At 46.1% G+C, this 21,797-nt stretch carries 17 protein-coding genes and 5 tRNA genes; 7 read left to right on the top strand and 15 right to left on the bottom strand.

The window, feature by feature from the left end; genetic code table 11:
• Window positions 1-26 precede the first annotated feature (26 nt).
• The 7 genes from ACUALS_RS13875 to ACUALS_RS13905 form a co-directional block, all read right to left on the bottom strand.
• Entirely contained in the window at window positions 27-1,580 is a 1,554-nt protein-coding gene (locus tag ACUALS_RS13875) for an ABC transporter substrate-binding protein (RefSeq protein WP_005475040.1), read from the bottom strand.
• A gap of 90 nt (window positions 1,581-1,670) precedes the next feature.
• Window positions 1,671-3,386: a dipeptide ABC transporter ATP-binding protein gene (locus tag ACUALS_RS13880; protein WP_454448545.1), complete on the bottom strand. Its 1,716-nt coding sequence runs from the start codon at window positions 3,384-3,386 to the stop codon at window positions 1,671-1,673.
• A 745-nt stretch (window positions 3,387-4,131) separates the two neighbouring features.
• Window positions 4,132-4,208 (bottom strand) — tRNA-Pro (locus ACUALS_RS13885).
• A 53-nt stretch (window positions 4,209-4,261) separates the two neighbouring features.
• Window positions 4,262-4,337 (bottom strand) — tRNA-His (locus tag ACUALS_RS13890).
• A 46-nt stretch (window positions 4,338-4,383) separates the two neighbouring features.
• A tRNA-Pro gene (locus ACUALS_RS13895) sits at window positions 4,384-4,460 on the bottom strand.
• Between the two features lie 53 nt (window positions 4,461-4,513).
• Window positions 4,514-4,589 (bottom strand) — tRNA-His (locus ACUALS_RS13900).
• A 33-nt stretch (window positions 4,590-4,622) separates the two neighbouring features.
• A tRNA-Arg gene (locus ACUALS_RS13905) sits at window positions 4,623-4,699 on the bottom strand.
• Window positions 4,700-5,012: 313 nt separating this feature from the next.
• On the opposite strand from ACUALS_RS13905, the gene ACUALS_RS13910 reads away from it, so the two are divergent.
• Window positions 5,013-5,426: a c-type cytochrome gene (locus ACUALS_RS13910; protein ID WP_005474391.1), complete on the top strand. Its 414-nt coding sequence runs from the start codon at window positions 5,013-5,015 to the stop codon at window positions 5,424-5,426.
• 69 nt (window positions 5,427-5,495) lie between these two features.
• Here ACUALS_RS13910 and rep read toward each other — a convergent pair whose 3' ends face one another.
• Complete coding sequence (gene rep / locus ACUALS_RS13915; protein ID WP_454448546.1) at window positions 5,496-7,514, bottom strand: DNA helicase Rep; 2,019 nt, start codon at window positions 7,512-7,514, stop codon at window positions 5,496-5,498.
• 199 nt (window positions 7,515-7,713) lie between these two features.
• On the opposite strand from rep, the gene ACUALS_RS13920 reads away from it, so the two are divergent.
• From ACUALS_RS13920 to ubiK, 4 genes are all read left to right on the top strand, one after another.
• Complete coding sequence (locus ACUALS_RS13920; RefSeq protein WP_331399424.1) at window positions 7,714-8,295, top strand: TetR/AcrR family transcriptional regulator; 582 nt, start codon at window positions 7,714-7,716, stop codon at window positions 8,293-8,295.
• Window positions 8,296-8,313: 18 nt separating this feature from the next.
• Window positions 8,314-9,420: an efflux RND transporter periplasmic adaptor subunit gene (locus ACUALS_RS13925; RefSeq protein ID WP_331399423.1), complete on the top strand. Its 1,107-nt coding sequence runs from the start codon at window positions 8,314-8,316 to the stop codon at window positions 9,418-9,420.
• A gap of 11 nt (window positions 9,421-9,431) precedes the next feature.
• Window positions 9,432-12,554 carry a multidrug efflux RND transporter permease subunit gene (locus tag ACUALS_RS13930; RefSeq protein WP_334475444.1) on the top strand — a complete coding sequence of 1,041 codons (3,123 nt, stop codon included), beginning with the start codon at window positions 9,432-9,434 and terminating at the stop codon, window positions 12,552-12,554.
• Window positions 12,555-12,688: 134 nt separating this feature from the next.
• The gene (ubiK, locus tag ACUALS_RS13935; RefSeq protein WP_038139805.1) at window positions 12,689-12,940 is read left to right on the top strand and encodes a ubiquinone biosynthesis accessory factor UbiK; all 252 of its coding nucleotides are present in this window, start codon (window positions 12,689-12,691) and stop codon (window positions 12,938-12,940) included.
• A gap of 287 nt (window positions 12,941-13,227) precedes the next feature.
• On the opposite strand, the gene ilvC is transcribed toward ubiK, so the two are convergent.
• The gene (ilvC, locus tag ACUALS_RS13940) at window positions 13,228-14,712 is read right to left on the bottom strand and encodes a ketol-acid reductoisomerase (RefSeq protein ID WP_454448547.1); all 1,485 of its coding nucleotides are present in this window, start codon (window positions 14,710-14,712) and stop codon (window positions 13,228-13,230) included.
• Window positions 14,713-14,856: 144 nt separating this feature from the next.
• Between ilvC and ilvY the strand changes: the two genes are divergently transcribed.
• Window positions 14,857-15,747, top strand: coding sequence for an HTH-type transcriptional activator IlvY (gene ilvY / locus ACUALS_RS13945; RefSeq protein ID WP_454448548.1), 891 nt, complete (start codon window positions 14,857-14,859; stop codon window positions 15,745-15,747).
• A 91-nt stretch (window positions 15,748-15,838) separates the two neighbouring features.
• Here ilvY and hemN read toward each other — a convergent pair whose 3' ends face one another.
• From hemN to ACUALS_RS13970, 5 genes are all read right to left on the bottom strand, one after another.
• Entirely contained in the window at window positions 15,839-17,227 is a 1,389-nt protein-coding gene (hemN, locus tag ACUALS_RS13950) for an oxygen-independent coproporphyrinogen III oxidase (protein ID WP_038139808.1), read from the bottom strand.
• Window positions 17,228-17,398: 171 nt separating this feature from the next.
• Window positions 17,399-17,887, bottom strand: a complete 489-nt coding sequence (locus tag ACUALS_RS13955; RefSeq protein WP_005474481.1) for a DUF2489 domain-containing protein — start codon at window positions 17,885-17,887, stop codon at window positions 17,399-17,401.
• 7 nt (window positions 17,888-17,894) lie between these two features.
• Window positions 17,895-18,437, bottom strand: a complete 543-nt coding sequence (gene yihI, locus ACUALS_RS13960) for a Der GTPase-activating protein YihI (RefSeq protein WP_454448549.1) — start codon at window positions 18,435-18,437, stop codon at window positions 17,895-17,897.
• Entirely contained in the window at window positions 18,437-19,075 is a 639-nt protein-coding gene (locus ACUALS_RS13965) for a class I SAM-dependent methyltransferase (protein ID WP_454448550.1), read from the bottom strand. Before ACUALS_RS13965 ends, yihI begins: the two co-directional genes overlap by 1 nt.
• A gap of 723 nt (window positions 19,076-19,798) precedes the next feature.
• The gene (locus ACUALS_RS13970) at window positions 19,799-20,416 is read right to left on the bottom strand and encodes a c-type cytochrome (RefSeq protein WP_005474466.1); all 618 of its coding nucleotides are present in this window, start codon (window positions 20,414-20,416) and stop codon (window positions 19,799-19,801) included.
• A gap of 148 nt (window positions 20,417-20,564) precedes the next feature.
• On the opposite strand from ACUALS_RS13970, the gene yihA reads away from it, so the two are divergent.
• Window positions 20,565-21,230, top strand: coding sequence for a ribosome biogenesis GTP-binding protein YihA/YsxC (gene yihA, locus ACUALS_RS13975; protein ID WP_454448551.1), 666 nt, complete (start codon window positions 20,565-20,567; stop codon window positions 21,228-21,230).
• Window positions 21,231-21,716: 486 nt separating this feature from the next.
• Here the strand turns inward: yihA and ACUALS_RS13980 are convergent, their stop codons facing one another.
• The gene (locus tag ACUALS_RS13980; protein WP_438356636.1) at window positions 21,717-21,764 is read right to left on the bottom strand and encodes a hypothetical protein; all 48 of its coding nucleotides are present in this window, start codon (window positions 21,762-21,764) and stop codon (window positions 21,717-21,719) included.
• Window positions 21,765-21,797: the final 33 nt, after the last annotated feature.

The following is a 21,797-nucleotide window of genomic DNA, read 5'->3' on the forward strand; positions in this document are numbered from 1 at the left end:
GAGTACTTGGTCTGGTTGACTAGGGTTTACTTAACAACTAGGTCACCGAAGTATGGGAAGTTCATACCGTTGATGATTGGACCAATCTCAACGTTACCTTTCGCTGCCCATGATGGATCTTGCCAATGTAGAGGGACAAACGCCGCTTCATTGTAAAGAATCTCTTCAACCTTCTTCAGTGCTGCACTGCGTTTCTCTAGGTCAGTCATCTTGTTGGTCTCTTCGATCAACTTGTCGACTTCTGCGTTTGAGTAGTGGCCACAGTTGTATTGGCCTTTACCCGTTTCAGCATTACGCGTCATCGCTAGGAACTCAGTGAAGTTACCTGAATCTTCTGTATCTGGGTGCCAACCGATCATCAGCATATCCGCCGCACACTTGTCGAACTCAGGCCAGTATTGCGCTTTAGGCATGGTCTTCAAGTCAACCTTGATACCTATCTTAGATAGCATAGCCGCCGATGCTTGAGCGATTTTGTCATCGTTCACGTAACGGTTGTTTGGTGCCATCATCGTTAGCGTGAAACCTTTCTCGTAACCCGCTTCTTTCATTAGCTGTTTGGCTTTCTTCAGATCGTAGCGAGGTTTTAGGTCTGGGTTGTGACCAACGAAACCAACTGGGCTTTGTTGACCCGCAGCCGTTGCCGCGCCCTTCATGACTTTCTTAGTGATACCTTCGTTGTTGATGGCATACACAATCGCCTGACGAACACGTACATCTTTCAGTGCTGGGTTGCTGTTTTGGTTCATTTGGAACGTAATAACACGCGTACCAGGCATGGTGTACAGATCTACACTGTCCGCTTTCTCGATACGTTTGTAGTCGTTTGGTGCAACCGGTGCGATCATGTCTACGTCACCAGAAAGTAGCGCAGCAACACGAGTCGCGTCTTCTTTGATTGGTACTAGAGTCAGCTTATCAACGTTACCGCCAGATGCATTGTCCCAGTAATCATCAAAACGCTCGAACGTCACTTTAACGCCCTGTTCACGCTGAGTGATCACAAATGGACCTGTACCAGAAACGTTGGTTGATGCGAACGAGTTACCGTGCTTCACTAACTCTGCTTTGTCTTTGCCATCATCCGTTTTCCCTGAGTAGAACTTGCTATCCATTGGGAACAGGTAAGTCATGACGTTTTCTACCAGTGGGTAAACGCCATCTGTTTTGATCTCTACTTTGTAGTCACCCGCTTTGGTAATTGACTTGATTGGGCCAAAAATACCTTTGAAGTCTGGTGAGTTTTTCAAACGATCGAATGTCCAAACAACGTCGTCAGCCGTCAGCATGTTACCGGAATGGAACTTCACGCCTTGGCGAATGTTGAAGTGCATGGTTTCGCCGTCAATACGCTCCCAAGACTCAGCCAAACGAGGTTCAAATTCCATTTTCTGGTTAAAGCGAATAAGTGGATCAAATACCATGTGAGACATTTGCAGTGTGCCACCAGATAGCTGCTCATGTGGATCCAGTGATACTGGGTCTGCATCATAAGCGACGGTAATATCTGCAGCGGCTGCACCAAAGCTAAGGCCAGCTGCCATTAAAGCCACTACCAGTTTGCTTTTCATGGTTTTCATTGCATAACTCCTTATGCGGGATTTCTATCCCTAGTTGTTGTGTGTGCTTCTGTTTTGTCCGCCTGTATTGAAAGGCGTAAGGGTCACGGCTTAAGCCGTTTTTACTTCTTCTCTTAAGCCAGTAAATTCTGGCATTAAAGAAATCAGTTGCTTGCTGTACTCATGCTGAGGCGAGTTGAACAATTGCTCAGTAGGTGCTACTTCCAGTAGTTTCCCCATTTGCATCACGCCAACACGGTCACACATCTGACGAATGACAGGTAAGTCGTGACTAATGAACAGCATGGTAAGGTTCAACTCATCTTGTAAGTCTTTCAACAGGTTGAGGATTTGCGCTTGTACTGAAACGTCCAAAGCTGACGTTGGCTCATCACAAATCAGCAAACGTGGGCGGGTCGCCAAAGCGCGAGCAATAGAGATACGCTGTCTTTGACCGCCAGAGAATTCGTGCGGATATTTCACTCCCGCCATCTGCCCCAAGCCGACGTGATCAAGCAGATCATTAACGATCTGTCTGGTTTCCGCCTCACTGTTAGTCAGCTTATGGAAACGAATAGGCTCAGCGATGATATCGAAGATTTTCATTCGCGGGTTCATCGAGGTATACGGGTTTTGGAACACCATCTGCATCTGGCGACGAAGTGGTCGACGCTCTTTCTCAGATTTTAACGACGTCAGATCGATCCCTTCAAACGTCACTTTGCCCGAGTTCGGTTCGTACAGACCCGCTATCACTCGTGCAATGGTCGACTTACCAGAACCCGACTCTCCAACAAGACCAAACGTTTCACCTTCAAAGACTTCAAAACTAACATTGTTCGATGCCTGTACGTATTCACGGCGGCTCTCAAACAACGAGTCTTTGGTGACAAAGCGTAGGTTTACGTTCTCGACATTCAGCAAAGAGCCGGTGTATTCACGGTGATCTTGGCTCTGCCCTAACCAGTGATTTTTGACATCGAGCGGCTCCATCTCGTGTGCTTCTTCGATGTAGCTAACCAGTGGGAAGCGATCTAGCTTCATATCTGAACGCGGCACTGCTGAAATAAGACTGCGAGTATAAGAATGATCTGGGTTGCCGAGCACCTTCGCTGTTGGGCCAAATTCGACTAAGTCACCACGGTACATAACCGCCACGCGATCCGTCACATTCGACACGACCCCCATATCGTGGGTTACCAACATACAACCCACATTGTTCTTGATACATAGGTCGCGAATCAGACTCAAAATCTGATCTTGGATGGAAACATCAAGTGCCGTGGTCGGTTCATCAGCGATAATAAGGTCAGGCTCACCAGCCAGGGCAATCGCAATAACCACACGCTGACGCATGCCGCCAGAAAATTGGTGAGGGTATTGTTTTAAACGGTTTTCAGGTTGTGGAATACCCACTTGCTGCATTAAAGAAAGCGCGCGCTTGTAAGCCTCTTCATCCGACACCTGCATATTGGCATGGATGGTTTCTTTCAGTTGTTGTTCGACAGTGAATAGAGGGTTTAGCGAAGTCATCGGGTCTTGGAAAATAAAGCCGATTTTTGAACCACGGACAGAACGCATTTGTTCTGGTGAAAGACCTGAGATGAGCTCGCCGTCAAGATAGACATCACCACTTGCGATGCGGCCTGGAGGGCTGAGAAGATCAATCACGGCATTACCCACGGTAGACTTACCCGCGCCAGATTCCCCAACAACACCCACAATTTCACCGCGTTCAATATTGAACGATAGTGACTTAACAGCCGCATGCACACCATGACGTGATGGGTACTCGATGCGAAGATTTTTTACTTCTAAAAGTGACATTAACCAGACCTCTACTGCTTCGGCAGCTTTCTGCCCTGTCTGAAAATTGAATCCATTCGAGTCAGGGAAAATCGGTATGACATCCTGACAATTTATAAGGTCATCAATTTGGCAAAAAATTCACAGAAAAGCAACAAAGGTAGTATAAAAAGTTGAAATCGAACAAAAAACAAGCAGCATAACAAAATAAATATGCACAACAACAAAACGATTCGTTGATCGGACCTGATAAAAAAAAGCCTCTAGCCCTCTAAAATACTTACTCAGCGTTATTTATTAAGTTCTTTTCTAATTTCAACCCAAGTTTAAAAAATGAATACTAATTCAAAGAACCGCACCAGGCTATGATTAACAAAAATAAAACATAAAACTATAAATAAAGACAAAGTCAGTCAATAAGACCAAATGTAACGAATTATTCCAAATTTAAATAAAGACATAGCGAACTGATTTGGTGACAACCACTACCTCCAATAATGTACATCAACGCACGACCAGATCATCGTTAATGCTTAAGTATGAGAAAGTGGTGCGAGGGGAAAACCGATGCTTTTAGCATGGTCAGATAAGGCGATTTGGTTGGACTTGAGCGGATGCAAAAAGCCCTAGCATTTCTAATACGGCTTTTCAAATAGTGGTCGGTGAAGAGACATTCCTTGAACATCAGACGACCCCCGCTTTGAGTTCGAATCGACCAAATTGCAAACAGCAAAAAGCCCTAGTCTTTCGACTAGGGCTTCAATAGTGGTCGGTGAAGAGGGATTCGAACCCCCGACCCTCTGGTCCCAAACCAGATGCGCTACCAAGCTGCGCTATTCACCGACTTGTGTTTTGTTCCAATTTATCGGAACAGGAAACCGAAGTTACCTAAATAATGGGGTGGCTAACGGGACTTGAACCCGCGACAACTGGAATCACAATCCAGGGCTCTACCAACTGAGCTATAGCCACCGCTAACTTTTTGAGTTTACCGCTAAATCAGCGTTAAACGAAATAGTGGTCGGTGAAGAGGGATTCGAACCCCCGACCCTCTGGTCCCAAACCAGATGCGCTACCAAGCTGCGCTATTCACCGACTTGTGTTTTGTTCCAATTTATCGGAACAGGAAACCGAAGTTACCTAAATAATGGGGTGGCTAACGGGACTTGAACCCGCGACAACTGGAATCACAATCCAGGGCTCTACCAACTGAGCTATAGCCACCACTGATATTTCACCGATAAACCTTTAGGCGATTGGCACGCCCGAAAGGATTCGAACCTTCGACCTTTGGCTCCGGAGGCCAACGCTCTATCCAACTGAGCTACGGGCGCATGCCCCATCGGCGGAGTGGAATAATACGTATATCACACTAGGGCGTCTAGTACTTTTTCAACTTTTTTTATCGTTTGGCGCCTTTTTCAACAATTAAAGTGTGATAAACCCCTATTTCCCATTAGATAACTGATTACAAGGGGGTAACTTGCTGTTTATTGCAACAAGTTAACAGGATATAATCACCCATTATTTACATTGATTTAACAGCCAATGCTTTTCTTTCTACGAAAAGTTAAACACTGTTGGTCATAATCACACTCTAATAATGGGTAAGCACGAACTTACCTTCAGGAATGTAAAGTGAGTTTAATGGATATGTCTCGAAAAATCTTAACCGCTTTGGTCGCTGCAGTTACTTTTTCTAGCGCCTCTTTCGCAGCTAACGTAAGCCAAGAAGAATACGACGCAATTGCTGAGCGCATTGCACCTGTCGGTGATGTTTACCTTGCGGGTGCAGAACCTGTTAAAGCAGAACCAACTGGCCCACGTGATGGCGCAACGGTCTACGGCACTTTCTGTATTGCGTGTCATGCGTCAGGCGTTAGCGGAGCACCTAAGACAGGCGACGCGGGTGATTGGGCACCGCGTATTGCACAGGGCCGCGATGTACTCAACAACCATGCTATCAACGGTTTCAACGCGATGCCGGCGAAGGGTTCATGTATGGATTGTTCAGATGACGAAATCATCGCTGCAATTGATCATATGATTAAAGGTCTTTAAGACTCAAACCTAATATAGAAGAAGGGCTTGGTATTTATACCAAGCCCTTCTTGTTTGTCTTACTTATCGCTAGCTTTTATTAAACATTGCTTTTAGGTTCGCAATGTGTGCCTGCCCTTTTGCCATTCGCTCTTCTTGAGTTTGTGGCTTCTTATTCACTTCCCACTCCACATCATCAAATGGTAATTCATCAAGAAAACGACTTTGGCTTGGCTTAATCAACTCCCCAAACTGGCGGCGTTCTTTACACATGGTAAAAGTTAGCTCACGCTGCGCACGCGTAATACCCACGTACATTAGACGACGTTCTTCTTCAACATTGTCTTCATCAATGCTGGTTTGGTGCGGCAAGATGCCCTCTTCTGAGCCAATTAAGTAGACGTAAGGAAACTCCAAACCTTTCGACGCATGCAGTGTCATTAACTGCACCGCATCGCTGTCTTCGTCTTCTTCACCACGCTCCATCATGTCACGTAAGGTTAGGCGCTGAACGACTTCCTTAATGGTTTTCTCTTCTTGGTCATAGTTATCCCCTTCAAGGTCTGCAACGATCCAAGAATACAGGTCAGAAACGTTCTTCATGCGCATCTCTGCCGCTTTCGGACTCGCAGAGGTTTCATACAACCAATCTTCGTAGTTAATATCTCGAACCAAAGAACGCACCGCTTCGACTGTGTCACCGCGCTCTGCTTGATCAGCAATCTTCACTAACCAAGCCGTAAAGCGGCGCAAGTTCTCCAACCCGCGCCCCGACAAAGTTTGCTCAAGCCCCATCTCGAAACTCGCTTCGAATAAGCTCTTACCGCGCATATTGGCGTAGCTACCGAGCTTTTCTAATGTCACTGGGCCAATCTCACGGCGTGGTGTGTTTACAATGCGTAGGAAAGCGTTGTCATCATCTGGGTTCACGAGCACGCGCAAGTACGCCATGATGTCTTTGATTTCCGCTCGAGCGAAGAAGGAGGTTCCACCAGAGAGCTTGTACGGCACTCGGTTTTGCATCAGTGATTTTTCAATCAAACGTGACTGATGGTTGCCACGATACAAAATCGCGTAATCTTTGTAGTCGGTTCGATTGAGGAACTTATGGGCAATCAGTTCCCCCGTTACCCGCTCCGCTTCATGCTCTTCGTTTTTCGCCAACAGAACTTTGAGTTTTTCGCCGTCGGGGATTTCTGAGAACAGTGATTTTTCATACACATGTGGGTTATTGGCGATCAAAATATTCGCCGCGCGCAAAATACGACTGGTTGAGCGATAGTTTTGCTCCAACTTGATGAGGCGTAAATTATGGTAGTCTTGCCCCAACAGCACTAGGTTTTGCGGCTTTGCGCCTCGCCATGAATAGATAGATTGATCGTCATCGCCTACCACGGTCAGGCGGCCACGCTCGCCGACAATCAATTTCACCAAATCATATTGGCTGGTGTTGGTATCTTGATACTCATCCACCAGCAAATAGCGAATTCGATTTTGCCAACGCTGACGTACTTCTTCATTGGTTTTCAGCAGCAACACAGGCAGTGAAATTAAGTCATCAAAATCGAGCGCGTTGTACGCTTTCATCTGCTTTTGGTACATCTCGAAGCAGAAAGCAAACAGTTGCTGTTGCTCACCTTTAGCCTGCGCTTTTGCTTGGTCAGGCGTAAGCATGTCATTTTTCCAGTTGGAGATGCAGCTTAACAGTTGGCGCAGAAGATCTTTGTCGCCATCCAATTGTTGTTCGGTCAGCTCTTTAAGCAACGCAAGCTGGTCTTGATCATCAAACAGCGAAAATCCCGATTTTAGCCCGAGCGATTTGTACTCTCGCTTGATGATGTTGAGACCCAAGGTATGAAATGTCGATACCATTAAGCCTTTGGATTCGTTCTTACCCAGCGTTTGCCCTACTCGCTCTTTCATCTCGCGAGCTGCTTTATTGGTAAAGGTGACCGCGGCAATATTTCTCGCCTTGTAACCACACTGCTGAACCAAGTAGGCAATCTTATTGGTAATCACACGTGTTTTACCTGAACCAGCGCCAGCCAGCACAAGGCATGGTCCTGATACATATTTGACGGCTTCGTCTTGTCTTGGATTCAGCTTCATAAGTGTCTCAAAGGTGAAAAATGTGGCGCATATAATAATGGTGCCATTGAACGATTGCTATGGTTAATCGTAAACCAAACTCAAGCACCCTATTTTCTTAATTAGAATAATTTTATCTGATTAATTAAAATACTTTATTGCACAACCGTATAGTTTTAAGGCTATAATGAATGAACGTTCATTCATTGTGGTGTAGATCATGTCTAATAACACCCAGGTAGATAAACGGGAACAAATCCTTCACGCAGCGGAAAAGCTGATTGCAGTGTCTGGTTTTCAAGGGCTCTCAATGCAAAAGCTCGCCAATGAGGCGGGCGTGGCCGCGGGCACAATCTACCGTTATTTCTCAGATAAGGAGCACCTCCTTGATGAAGTACGTTTAATGGTTTCAAAACGCATTGCTGACGCTGTACAAGCTGGAGTCAGTGATGACATGCCTTTAAAAGAGCGCTACCGCAAAATGTGGATCAATATTTGGAATTTAGCCGCTTCAAACATTGATACCATCAGCAATCGCGCCCAATATGAATCTTTACCATGTGCAAACAGACACACAACGAGAAAACTCGAACGCGAGATGTTTTCTCAAGTCGAGCGGATGTTTGTTGAAGGTAAAGAGCAAGGGGTTTTTAAACCACTCGATAACGAAATTTTGTCAGGGCTGAGTTTTGAGGTCAGTGTTGCACTGGCGCGAAAACACGCTTTGGGATTTTACCAGCTGAACGACGACGCGTTAGATGCTGCGCTCGAAGCCAGTTGGGATGCAATCATTAATCATTAACTTGGAGTTCTAGTAAGAATGAAAAAGTGGACTTTCTTTATGTTGCTTATCGCAATACTGCTGTTTGGCAGTGTGATAGGTTTCAATCTAATTAAACAGCAGAAGATCGCCGAATATATGGCAAATCGTCCTGAGCCTGAATTCCCTGTTACTGTTACAGACGTTCAGCCTGTTGATTGGGTTCCTGTCATTGAAGCGATCGGTTTCATCGAACCTAACCAAGGTGTCACGGTTGCCAATGAAACAAGCGGCGTGATCGACAAGATTTCTTTTAATTCAGGTACTCAAGTAGAAGAAGGTCAGCCTTTGGTTCTGCTGGATTCTGAAGTTGAAAAAGCGAACTTGAAGAGCGCTCAAGCGAAGTTGCCTGCTGCAGAAGCGAAATACAAACGCTATCAAGGCCTGTACAAGAAAGGCTCTATCTCTAAAGAAGCGTATGATGAAGCGGAAGCTAACTACTTCTCACTTCAAGCAGATATTGAGAGCCTAAAAGCGGCGATCGATCGCCGTGAAATCAAAGCGCCGTTCGCGGGCGTGGTTGGTATCCGTAATGTGTATCTTGGTCAGTACCTTCAATCGGGTACCGACATCGTTCGCCTAGAAGACACTAGCGTAATGCGCCTTCGTTTCACGGTTCCTCAAACCGATATCTCTCGCATCAGCCTAGAGCAAGAGGTGGATATCTTCGTTGACGCTTACCCAGAAATTGCCTTTAAAGGATCAATTTCGGCGATAGAGCCTGCCGTTAATATCCAAAGCGGTCTGATCCAAGTTCAAGCGGACATTCCAAACAGCGACGGCAAACTTCGTAGTGGTATGTTCGCTCGTGCCAACATCATCCTACCTAAGTTGGAGAATCAGGTCACGCTGCCACAAACGGCTATCACGTTCACGCTGTACGGTGACAATGTCTACATTGTCTCTGAAAAAGATGGCGAAAAGCGGGTAACACAACAAGTAGTGAAAGTGGGCGAACGAACTCAAGATATCGCACACATTCTAGAGGGCGTTAAGCCAGGTGACGTTGTTGTTACTTCAGGCCAAGTTCGTCTAAGCAACCACGCAAAGGTTCGTGTAGTAGAAAGCGATGCAACTACTCCACCAGCTGAAACACCAATGCTGTAACTGGAGGCTTCATGCGCTTTACTGATGTTTTTATTAAACGTCCAGTTTTAGCGGTATCGATCAGCTTTTTGATTGCACTGCTTGGCTTACAAGCAGTCTTCAAGATGCAGGTTCGTGAATACCCTGAAATGACGAATACCGTTGTGACGGTCTCAACCAGTTACTACGGTGCCAGTGCAGATCTTATCCAAGGTTTTATTACTCAACCTTTGGAGCAAGCGGTCGCACAGGCTGACAACATAGATTACATGACTTCACAGTCGGTACTGGGCAAATCGACCATTACCGTCAACATGAAGTTAAATACCGATCCGAACGCTGCCTTGTCAGACATTCTGGCAAAGACAAACTCTGTTCGCTCGCAACTTCCTAAGGAAGCTGAAGACCCAACAGTGACCATGTCCACTGGCTCGACAACGGCGGTACTTTACATTGGTTTCACCAGTGATGAGCTCTCTTCAAGCCAAATCACTGACTACCTAGAGCGTGTAATTAACCCTCAACTGTTCACGGTAAACGGTGTTTCTAAAGTTGACCTTTACGGCGGCATGAAATACGCCCTGCGCATCTGGTTAGATCCAGCCAAAATGGCAGCTTTGGGCCTTACCGCAACAGATGTCATGGGTGTTCTCAATGCCAATAACTACCAGTCAGCGACAGGTCAGGCAATTGGCGAGTTCGTCCTTTACAACGGCAGTGCAGACACACAAGTATCGAACGTTGATGAGCTATCAAACCTCGTCGTAAGTACCGATGACGGTGACGTTACTCGCCTGAGCGATATTGCCAAAGTATCACTTGAGAAGAGTCACGATGTCTACCGTGCTAGTGCAAATGGCCAAGAGGCCGTTGTAGCGGCAATTAACGCCGCGCCAAGTGCGAACCCAATCAACATCGCAGCGGATGTACTTGAGTTATTGCCTCAACTTGAGCGCAACCTACCAAGTACCATCAAGATGAACGTGATGTACGACTCAACGATCGCGATCAACGAGTCTATCAACGAAGTTGTCAAAACGATTGTTGAAGCCGCACTTATCGTACTCGTGGTAATTACCCTGTTCCTCGGATCGTTCCGCGCGGTAATCATCCCTATCGTCACTATCCCACTCTCTTTGATTGGTGTTGCGATGGTAATGCAAGCGATGGGCTTCTCATGGAACTTGATGACACTACTGGCGATGGTTCTCGCTATCGGTCTGGTAGTAGATGACGCGATCGTGGTCCTTGAGAACGTTGACCGTCACATCAAATTGGGTGAATCCCCATTCCGTGCAGCAATCATTGGTACGCGTGAAATTGCGGTACCAGTTATTGCGATGACCTTAACGCTGGGTGCCGTTTATGCACCGATTGCACTAATGGGTGGTATTACAGGCTCGCTATTTAAAGAATTCGCCTTGACGCTAGCAGGTTCGGTATTTGTTTCGGGTATCGTGGCACTGACGTTATCACCAATGATGTGTTCAAAAATGCTGAAGGCCAATGAACAGCCAAGTAAATTTGAACAAAAAGTGCATCATGTTCTTGATGGCATGACGAATCGCTATGAAGGCATGCTCAAAGCAGTCATGATGCATCGTCCAGTAGTGCTCGCGTTTGCGGTTATCGTATTTGCAAGCTTGCCAATGCTGTTTAAGTTCATTCCAAGTGAACTTGCACCTTCAGAAGATAAAGGCGTGGTGATGCTAATGGGTACTGCCCCATCAAATGCTAACCTAGACTTTATGCAAAACACCATGAACGACGTAAACCAAATTCTGTCCGATCAGCCTGAAGTGGCTTTCGCACAAGTGTTTACTGGCGTACCCAACTCTAACCAAGCGTTTGGTATTGCCTCTATGGTGCCATGGAGTGAACGTGAAGCGAGCCAATCTGAAGTCGCAAACCGCGTGGGAGCGCTAGTTGGTAATGTACCTGGCATGGCAGTCACGGCCTTCCAGATGCCAGAACTACCAGGCGCAGGCTCAGGCCTACCAATTCAGTTTGTTATCACTACACCAAATGCGTTTGAGAGCCTATTCTCAATCGCAACGGATGTGTTAACAGAAGTGAAGTCGAGCCCAATGTTCGTCTACTCAGATTTAGATCTGAACTACGACTCAGCCACGATGAAAATTAACATCGATAAAGACAAAGCCGGTGCATACGGTGTGACAATGCAAGACATTGGTATCACGCTAAGTACCATGATGGCAGATGGCTACGTAAACCGTATCGACCTAAATGGTCGCTCATACGAAGTTATCCCTCAGGTCGAGCGTAAATGGCGTCTCAACCCTGAGTCGATGAACAACTACTATGTTCGTAGCGCGAATGGCAAAGCGGTACCGCTTGGTAGCCTGATCACCATTGATGTTGTCGCTGAGCCACGCTCACTACCTCACTTCAACCAGCTCAACTCAGCAACGGTTGGTGCGGTACCTGCGCCAGGTTCTGCAATGGGTGATGCAATCAACTGGTTCGAAGGCATTGCGGCAGAAAAACTGCCTAGCGGTTACAACCATGACTACATGGGTGAAGCTCGCCAGTACGTAACAGAGGGCAGCGCACTGTACGCAACCTTCGGTCTGGCACTGGCGATAATCTTCTTGGTTCTAGCGATTCAATTTGAATCTTTGAAAGACCCAATAGTTATTATGGTATCGGTTCCTCTGGCTGTATGTGGTGCGTTGATTGCCCTTGCATGGGGTGCTGCAACCATGAACATCTACTCGCAGGTTGGTCTGATTACTCTAGTTGGTCTGATTACCAAGCACGGTATCTTGATTTGTGAAGTTGCGAAAGAAGAGCAGCTGCACAACAAACTTGGCAGAATGGAAGCGGTAATGGAAGCGGCGAAAGTACGTCTCCGCCCTATCCTAATGACCACGGCGGCGATGATCGCAGGTCTGATTCCACTGATGTATGCAAGTGGTGCAGGTGCAGCTCAGCGCTTCAGTATCGGTATTGTTATCGTTGCTGGTCTTGCGATTGGTACTCTGTTTACGCTATTTGTACTGCCAGTGATCTACAGTTACCTAGCCGAGAAACACAAACCTCTACCGGTGTTTGTTGAAGACAAAGATCTAGAGAAGCTAGCACGCATCGATGAAGCGAAAGCTGCGCAGCGTGAATTGGCAGACAACCACTAAGTGGTCGTCCAAATACTCCTAAAAGGTCACTTCGGTGACCTTTTTTATTACTGGTCTCTTTTTTACCATTGAACTAGCGACTTTCTTGCAACGTTTAAATAGAATGTAGACAAAGATATAGGAGTTTTAGTCACATGTTTGACCCAAAGAAACTAGAGCAGATTGCTAAACAGATTCATGAGTCGATGCCAACGCCAGTTAAAGAGCTTGGTGCGGACGTCGACCAAAAAGTTCGCCAAGTTATCCAAGGCCAACTAAACAAACTCGATGTTGTCAGCCGCGAAGAGTTCGATGTGCAAACTCAAGTCTTGCTACGCACTCGTCAAAAGCTGACGGAAATGGAAAAGAAACTGGCTGACCTAGAAGAAAAACTGGCTGACAAGTAACTGCTTCATGTATTGATGTTCAAAGCTCACCCTTCATGGTGAGCTTTTTTTATTCCCAACACATCGACCAAAACAGAAAAACAAAAAGGCTTGGTCAACGGAGACCAAGCCTTTTAATTAGATGTTGTGTTTTATTTTGTATTTATCACCCCAGTCTGCCTGGAGTTCTTTACTAACCTAGGTTAGTGAATTACGAAGAATTAAGGTTTCATTTCTAGGAGAAGGCGCGGAGTTTACGATAGTAAATGAGCACCTTCGACACCGAAATGGGACCTTAAGGCAAGTAATTAGCCGCCTACCGCGATGTTCTTCATATCCGTCATGTAACCACGTAGCTCTTCACCGATGTACTCAACTGGGTGGTTACGGATAGTATCGTTTACTGCGATTAGCGTTGCGTTATCAACTTGGTTAGATGTTTCGCCTAGACCTTTACCGATTACGTCTGTACCTACTGAAGGCATGAACTTCTCACGTAGTAGCGGCGTTGCTACGTTAGCGAATAGGTAGTTACCGTATTCTGCTGTGTCTGAGATTACGACGTTCATTTCGTATAGACGCTTACGTGCTACTGTGTTTGCGATTAGTGGTAGCTCGTGTAGTGATTCGTAGTACGCTGACTCATCGATGATGCCTGATGCTGTCATCGCTTCGAATGCTAGTTCAACACCAGCGCGAACCATTGCAACCATCAAGATACCGTTGTCGAAGTACTCTTGCTCCGAGATTTCAACGTCGCCTGCTGGGTAGTTTTCGAATGCTGTTTCGCCAGTCTCTGCACGCCAGCCTAGTAGGTTTGCATCATCGTTTGCCCAGTCAGCCATCATAGTGCGAGAGAATTCACCCGTGATGATGTCATCCATGTGCTTGTTGTAAAGCGGACGCATTAGCTCTTTTAGCTCTTCAGAAAGCTCAAATGCTTTGATTTTCGCAGGGTTAGATAGACGGTCCATCATGTGCGTGATACCACCGAATTTCAGCGCTTCAGTGATGGTTTCCCAACCGTACTGTAGCAGTTTACCTGCGTAACTTGGGTCGATGCCGTCAGCAACCATCTTCTCGTAAGAAACGATAGAACCAGCTTGTAGCATGCCACATAGAATAGTTTGCTCACCCATTAGGTCAGATTTCACTTCTGCAACGAATGATGATTCTAGACAGCCCGCGCGGTGACCACCTGTACCTGCCGCCCATGCTTTGGCGATATCCCAACCTTCACCTTTTGGATCGTTCTCTGGGTGAACAGCGATGAGTGTTGGAACGCCGAAACCACGCTTGTACTCTTCACGTACTTCAGTACCAGGACACTTAGGTGCAACCATGACAACCGTTAGGTCTTTACGGATTTGCATGCCTTCTTCAACCACGTTGAAGCCGTGTGAGTAACCTAGTGCAGCGCCTTCTTTCATTAGCGGCATTACCGTTTCTACAACGTTAGTGTGCTGCTTGTCTGGCGTTAGGTTGATCACTAGGTCTGCTTCAGGGATTAGTGTTTCGTAGCTACCGACTTCAAAACCGTTTTCTTTTGCGTTCTTGTAAGACTGACGTTGCTCGTCAATCGCCGCCTGACGTAGTGCGTACGCTACGTTTAGGCCAGAATCACGCATGTTTAGACCTTGGTTCAGGCCTTGAGCACCACAACCAACAATTACGACTTTCTTACCTTTTAGGTAATCCGCTTCAGTTGCGAATTCGCTGCGGTCCATGAAACGACAACGACCTAATTGGTCTAGTTGCTCGCGTAGGTTTAAAGTATTGAAATAGTTAGCCATCTGGGCACTCCTTAAAGAATTTTTCCATTGAGGTCGGTCGTTTTCTTACCGAATGCGTTCATACTAATTCAGGAACTTTGTTGCTTAAAGTGATATATTCACAATTAGTAATTGCAATAAATGCAACAAGGATGTAACCAATTTATGAACATTAAATGTCTGCAGCTGTTCATTCATCTGTGTGATAGTAAGAGTTTTGCGAAAACCGCTTCAGCGATGCATATCAGCCCATCAGCGCTCAGTAGACAAATACAAAAGCTCGAAAGCGACACTAATCAAATCTTGTTTGTGCGCGACAACCGCAGTGTTGAGCTTACTCCGGCCGCCAAGAAGCTGCTGCCCGTGGCACTCAACATTGTTAGCGAATGGCAGAATTACAATGCTCAGTTGAATGGCCATGAAGAGGAATTAAAAGGTGAGATCCGCTTGTTTTGCTCGGTGACCGCCAGTTATAGCCACCTTCCAGAGCTGCTGTCTGAGTTTCGCCTCCAGCACCCTTTCATTGAATTTAAACTGTCGACTGGCGACCCTGCTCAAGCCATAGAGAAAGTTCTGGCAGACGAAGCGGATATCGCAATCTCAGCAAAACCTGAACAACTCCCTGCACGAATCGAGTTCGAAACCATCAGCGAAATTCCACTTTCGGTTATCGCCCCGGTTGGTGTGAGCAATTTCGCCCAAGAACTGCAAAAAGAGAGCCCAGATTGGTCAGTGATCCCTTTTATTGTTCCTGAGTCAGGCACGGCCAGAGAGCGTGCCAACACTTGGTTTAAAGCAATGAAGATCAAACCCAACATTTACGCTCAAGTCTCAGGACATGAAGCAATCGCGAGTATGGTGGCATTGGGCTGTGGCGTGGGCATAGCTCCCGATGTGGTGATTAACAACAGCCCTGTCAAAGAGAAGATTCAGCGGCTAAAAGTCGCCTCCATCAAGCCATTTAGGTTAGGCGTATGTTGTAAGCGTTCGCAATTAGACAACCCACTCGTCAAGGCGCTGTGGGATATGGCGCAGAATACATACATCGCCCTCTAGCCTTGCATCAGATGCAACAAAGCCACCGCTTTTTCAGATATAGAAAACACGGTGGCTTCAAACTTTTGTATTTTTCAAATACGAAGAAAATTTAGATAACGCGAGAAAACTGCTGCTGACGCGCCTTCGCTCTTAAATACTTATCGAAACACATACAGATGTTACGAATCAGCAAACGGCCACGCAATGTCACGCGAATTTCTTTACCATCGACTTCAACCAACTCATCGTTGATAAATGTCTGAAGCAGCTCTAAGTCTTCTTTAAAGTAGTCGTTAAATGTCACGTCAAACTCCGACTCTATCGCCGTTTTGTCGAGTTTAAAGTTACAAATAAGCTGTTTAATCACCTCACGACGCAGTAAGTCATCACTATCCAGTGCGACCCCTTTCCATAATGCATGGCGCTGGTCACTCACTTGCGCGTAGTACTTTTTCAGCTCTTTTTGGTTCTGGGCGTAAGCATCACCAATCATTGAAATCGCAGAGACACCGAACCCAACAAGATCGGCTTCACCTTGAGTCGTGTAACCTTGGAAATTGCGATGAAGCACCCCTTCACGCTGAGCCACTGCCAGCTCATCATCCGGCTGAGCAAAGTGATCCATGCCGATAAACTGGTAGCCAGCATCGGTAAGGGTTGCGATAGTATCTTGTAGAATCGCCATCTTCTCTTCGGCGACTGGCAGGTCTTCATCTTTAATCTTACGCTGCGCCGCAAACAATTGGGGCATGTGAGCGTAGTTAAACACGGACAATCGACCCGGCTGCATCTCTAGCACTTGTTTTAGCGTCTCGGCAAAGGAGTCTTTGGTTTGCTTTGGCAATCCGTAGATTAAATCGAGATTGGTTGAACGAAAACCCAGCTCTTTCGCGCGGGCAACCATAGCAAAAATGAACGCTTCATCTTGTTCACGGTTGACCAGTTTTTGTACTTCTTTATTGAAGTCTTGTACACCAATGCTCAAGCGGTTAAACCCTTCGCCGCGCAGGTGATCAAGCATGTCCAACTCGATTTCACGTGGGTCTACCTCAATGCTGATTTCAGCATCGCCTTCGAAGCAGAACTCTCCACGAAGAATGGCCATCAGACGACTAATTTGCGCTTTGGTTAAGAAAGTTGGCGTACCACCACCAAAGTGCAGTTGAGTAACTTTACGCTCTTGAAGCAAAGCCGCTCGAGTGCGGATCTCAAGTTCCAACACGTCAAGATACTCATCCGCTTTGTGGGCGTGGCGCGTAATCACTTTATTACAGCCGCAGTAGTAGCAAAGCTTGTGACAAAACGGAATGTGAATGTACAGCGAAAGCGGACGCTCAGGGTACTGTGTACAAGCCATGTCGTAGTCCGAAACCGTAAAGGCTTCATGAAACTCGAGTGCTGTTGGGTAAGAGGTATAGCGAGGACCAGAGTAGTTGTACTTATCCAGTATGGCTTGATCCCAGACAATTTGTTGGCTTGCGACGACAGGCTGCGACATGTTGGTTTTTCCGTTTGGGCTGTAATGCTTAACTTATAATTAGCAGGCTATTTTGCCACACCTCAGTGAAACTGGCGGAAAGGCTGGCTGCTTTTTGAGTAGCAATACTCAGAATTGATAACTCGATCACTACCCACTAAGTGTAAGCGATCGAGTGATAGTTGCATCGACCTAGATCATTTGGATGTTGATCTGGTTGTTGAGAGGTTGAACCTTTTTCTGCAGTCGCTTGAGCTCTTCAATGATCGCATCTTGTAGACGCGTTTCGGCTTTATGGCGTTCAAGGTTTTGTTTCATGCGCTCTTTCTTAACCAAGTTCTGGCGTTCTTCACCACGAGCCATATCTTTTACGATATGGAACAGTTCGGATGTCGCTGGATACTCGGCGTCAAAATCGACTCTATCGTCACCTTGAACGTAATCCATGATGTTGTACAGGCGAATACTGATTTCCGACAAATCACATTGGCCTTGAATACCCGCCAAACAAAGCACGTGAACACTTTCAAAGATGTTCGCGTTTCGCTTTTCAATGGCTAGCTTTTGGTGCTGCAGTTGCAACTCCTTTTGCTTCTTAAGCTGGAGCAGAAGGTAACCTGCATATGAGGCTAAGCCGAGGATAATCGCTCCACCTGCAATGGCTAATAAGGTTACATTCATCGCTTACTTATCCTTTAAATTGGTCTAGATCCAAGTCTTCAAACTGTGAAAGTAGGTCTTCATCAGACCCTAGTTCACGACTCGACGTTTGCTCGGTGTGCTCTTCTTGCTCTGACTCATCTTCATCGTAGATGCCAAGTTGCTTCATCAGAACTTCAATGCGCGCCAGTTTCTCATCTACGTACTTCTGTAGACCTGAACCTAGGCTTTCACCTTCTTCAATACGGTCTAGCAACACATTAAGCTGCGCATCGTTTTCTAGCATTGCAAGCTCTTGCTCTGCGCTTAAACGACGATCCGCTTTGCTTTGTTTCTTCTGCGGCTCAACCACAAGTGGAATTTTCTTTTTGCTGCCTAAACGCGGATCACGCTTCTGCCCTGCTGTCTGTTGCTTATTTGCTTTAGCTTCAGAGTTACGGCCACCTGTTTTTAGGCCTTTGCGCTTTTTATCTTTTTTACGCAGACGTCCTTCAACATCTGATTGAGTGCGATTACGAACGACAACAACGTCGCCATTACCGCCAGATCTTACTTTTTTACTACGGCTCATTACTGGGCTTTCCTCAGTAAAATTACATCATTACCAATAAATTCAAGCTCGAGCTGATCCCGCTCTGCCAAATATTGAAACGTTTTACGACTGAAAAACACCACATGGGTCAGATCGTTTTTGTAATGCCAAGAGGCAAATGCTTCAACATCAATGACCATTTTGGTCATAAGACCAATCCAGCCACCAGGCTTAACCAAATTTAACCATTGCTGCCACACCAAGTTCGGCGTATAGAGGTGCTCGATCACTTCGGTAGCAGTCATAAAATCATACGACTCTGCTAGCACCGATTTATCTGGGTGATAGTAAATGTCGTAAAGACTCATGGTGTGTCCTTGCTCTTCCAACATTAAAGATAATGTTGGGCCAGGGCCACAGCCAAAATCGATCCCGTGAGAGTTAGGTTCAATACGCTCTAATATGGGGTCTGCAACCCGAGATAAAAAGCGTCGGTAGCCTTCATCTTGTGGGTTGTTTTCATGCATATCATAGTGCACTTTTTCTTGTTCTTCATCCAAACGCTGGGCTGGATTAACGAACACCAGTTCACATTGCAAGCACTGAAGATATTCTCGGCGCTTATCTTGAAAATAGCGCTTAGTCTCTGGGCTTTGGCAAAGGGGGCAATTATGCATAGCGTCTGCGTTGACTCATCCTCAAACGGGATGCGAAACATACCAGAAACTGGCGTTAGAGTGGAGCACTATTGTGCAAATAATCATCGATTCATTGAAATTAAGAGATAAAAAAAGCGATAGGGTTAACTATCGCTTTCTAAATGCCTTGCGGCCAAACTGTGTGGTACTGATTTCAGTACACCAATATTCCGTTTGTTTTTGGTGCTTTCCCTGCCAAAAATGTTGTTTGCCACCATCCTGGTGAGTTTTGGCTTTCCTTTTACTTCCTGCTACCTGGGTTAGTCCTTAACCTGATCCGTTTCACTGTCTTAAACCATTAGACAAATTGACCATCCCTATCCAGTAGGCTTCCTACCTACCCTGCATCCTGCTGATCAACCAAGCAATCCTAGCTTGCGTCCTTGGAGACCTCCTGGTCTGAAATCCTTACTCAGCTCCCTGCCGATGAATACACTCTACCGCTTTCCTCTCTCTGCGCAATCAGCTGGGAGAAATAAATCGAGATAATTTTTAACCCCTTCCATTACCCCATAATTTTCAATCACTTATTTTTAATGGGTGGATATTAATGGACGCAAGTATGGCAAATATCTCACACAGCACTGAGAAACAAGCAGTGACAAGGCACAAACTAAGAAGTGAGCTCTGTCACACGAAAAAGCCCAGAGACAATCTCTGGGCTTTTTCAATACAACTTTGCGCTCGAACAAATGATAGGGCTTAGTGCAGGCCGCCAACGTATTTAGAAAGAGTATCGATATCTTCGTCCGTCAGCTTCTTCGCAATATCACGCATCATGGCGTTCATATCGTTGTTGCGAGAGCCATCACGGAACTTCTCTAACTGAGCTTTAATGTAGTCAGCATGCTGGCCAGAAATCTTAGGGAAGCCAGAAAGCTCTGTGCCGTTACCACGAGGACCATGACAAGCAATACACGCTGTTAGACCACGCTCAGCATCACCCGCGGTGTAAAGTGCTTTACCCGCATCGACAACATTTTCTGGTGTTGTGTTGTGTGAGATCGGAAGCGACGCGTAGTAAGCCGCTAGGTCTTTCATATCTTGCTCTGATAGCGGCATTGCCATACCACTCATCACAGGATCCATACGACCTTGCTTTCCATTGCTAGTCATACCCAACTTGAATTCTTTCAGCTGCTTTTCAATATATTTAGCATGCTGACCTGCAAGTTTAGGGTACATAGCGAGTTGACTGTTGCCATCAGCACCATGGCAGGCAACACAGGTTTGGGATTTTGCTTTACCAGCTTCAATACTGCCTTGGGCCCATACAGAGCAGCTGGCTAAAAGACTCAAGATTAGCGCTAATTTCTTCATGACATTCCATTATAATTATCAAGCTTCCAGTACCACTTGCTGTTGCCAGTCGTGATACAATAGGCGACCTTATGCCGAGCACGGTTATTTTACACAATTTCACAAAAAAGTAATCAATCGACTACACAAAGTCGAGATGGAGTTAACAGTGAGCGTAAAAATTCATTATCAAAACACGCATTTCATCACGAGTGCGCCGGATATCCGCGCCTTGCCAGCCGATGAAGGTATCGAAGTTGCGTTTGCAGGTCGCTCCAATGCGGGCAAATCCAGCTCCCTAAACCGATTGACCAATCAGCGTAGCCTGGCAAAAACCAGTAAAACACCTGGCCGTACACAATTAATTAACCTTTTTAAGGTGACCGACGGCTGCCACATCGTCGACTTACCGGGTTACGGCTTTGCTCAAGTGCCATTAGAAATGAAGAAAAAATGGCAAAAGTCACTGGGTGAATACCTACAAAAACGCCAAAGCTTGAAAGGTCTCGTGGTGTTGATGGATATCCGTCACCCGATGAAAGACCTCGACCAACAGCTTATCTTCTGGGCGGTAGACAGCGGCATTCCTGTACAAGTTCTGCTGACCAAAGCAGACAAGCTCAAGAGCGGTGCACGCAAAGCACAAGTGTTGAAGATTAAGAAGGATGCCGTTGGGTTTGGCGGTGACGTAAGCGTTGCAGCGTTTTCTTCACTCAAAGGGATTGGTGTTGACACACTACGAAACAAACTTGATGAGTGGTTTGCGCCCGCATTGGCGGATGCAATCACAGATGACATCATCGACGAAGAGAATCAGGATAATCAACACAACTAGCCTGACAAAATAGCACTTGAAGCCCTGCCACCTTGGCGGGGCTTTTTGTTATGGGCATAAAAAACCCCGCCTTTGGGCGGGGCAACGGGAGAGAATATAGATAGGTAATAATTATTGTGTGCTGATAATCATCGATACCTGTCGACAATGCAATTCTGGTTTTAGTGAGGATTTCGAAGCAATCCCTTCCCCCACAAGAAAACAAGTTATTGTTTTATAATGACTTAGATAGCCTACAGCGAAATCTGGCACATCAAACCACCCGTTAGTTTCCTAACAAAAATAACCAAAGTGTGATTGGTATTTATTTACAAACGTTGTGAAAATTACAGACAGAGGAGTCTAAGCTGAGTGGCATTTGGACGACATAAACTGAGTGGATATGGGCGTTTTTAATGCAGGTTGTGACGTTTTACTCGCATGAGCTGACTTTTTCTTTGCCACAATAAAAAACGCCCCAGTCAAAAGCTGACTGGGGCGGCTGAATCAGCCTAATCCAATAACGTGAAACAAAAGGTCTGAAAGATAGAACATCTTACCTCTGTACCCTACGCCGATTAATGTACA

The sequence above is a fragment of the Vibrio sp. NH-7 genome, from assembly GCF_053643215.1.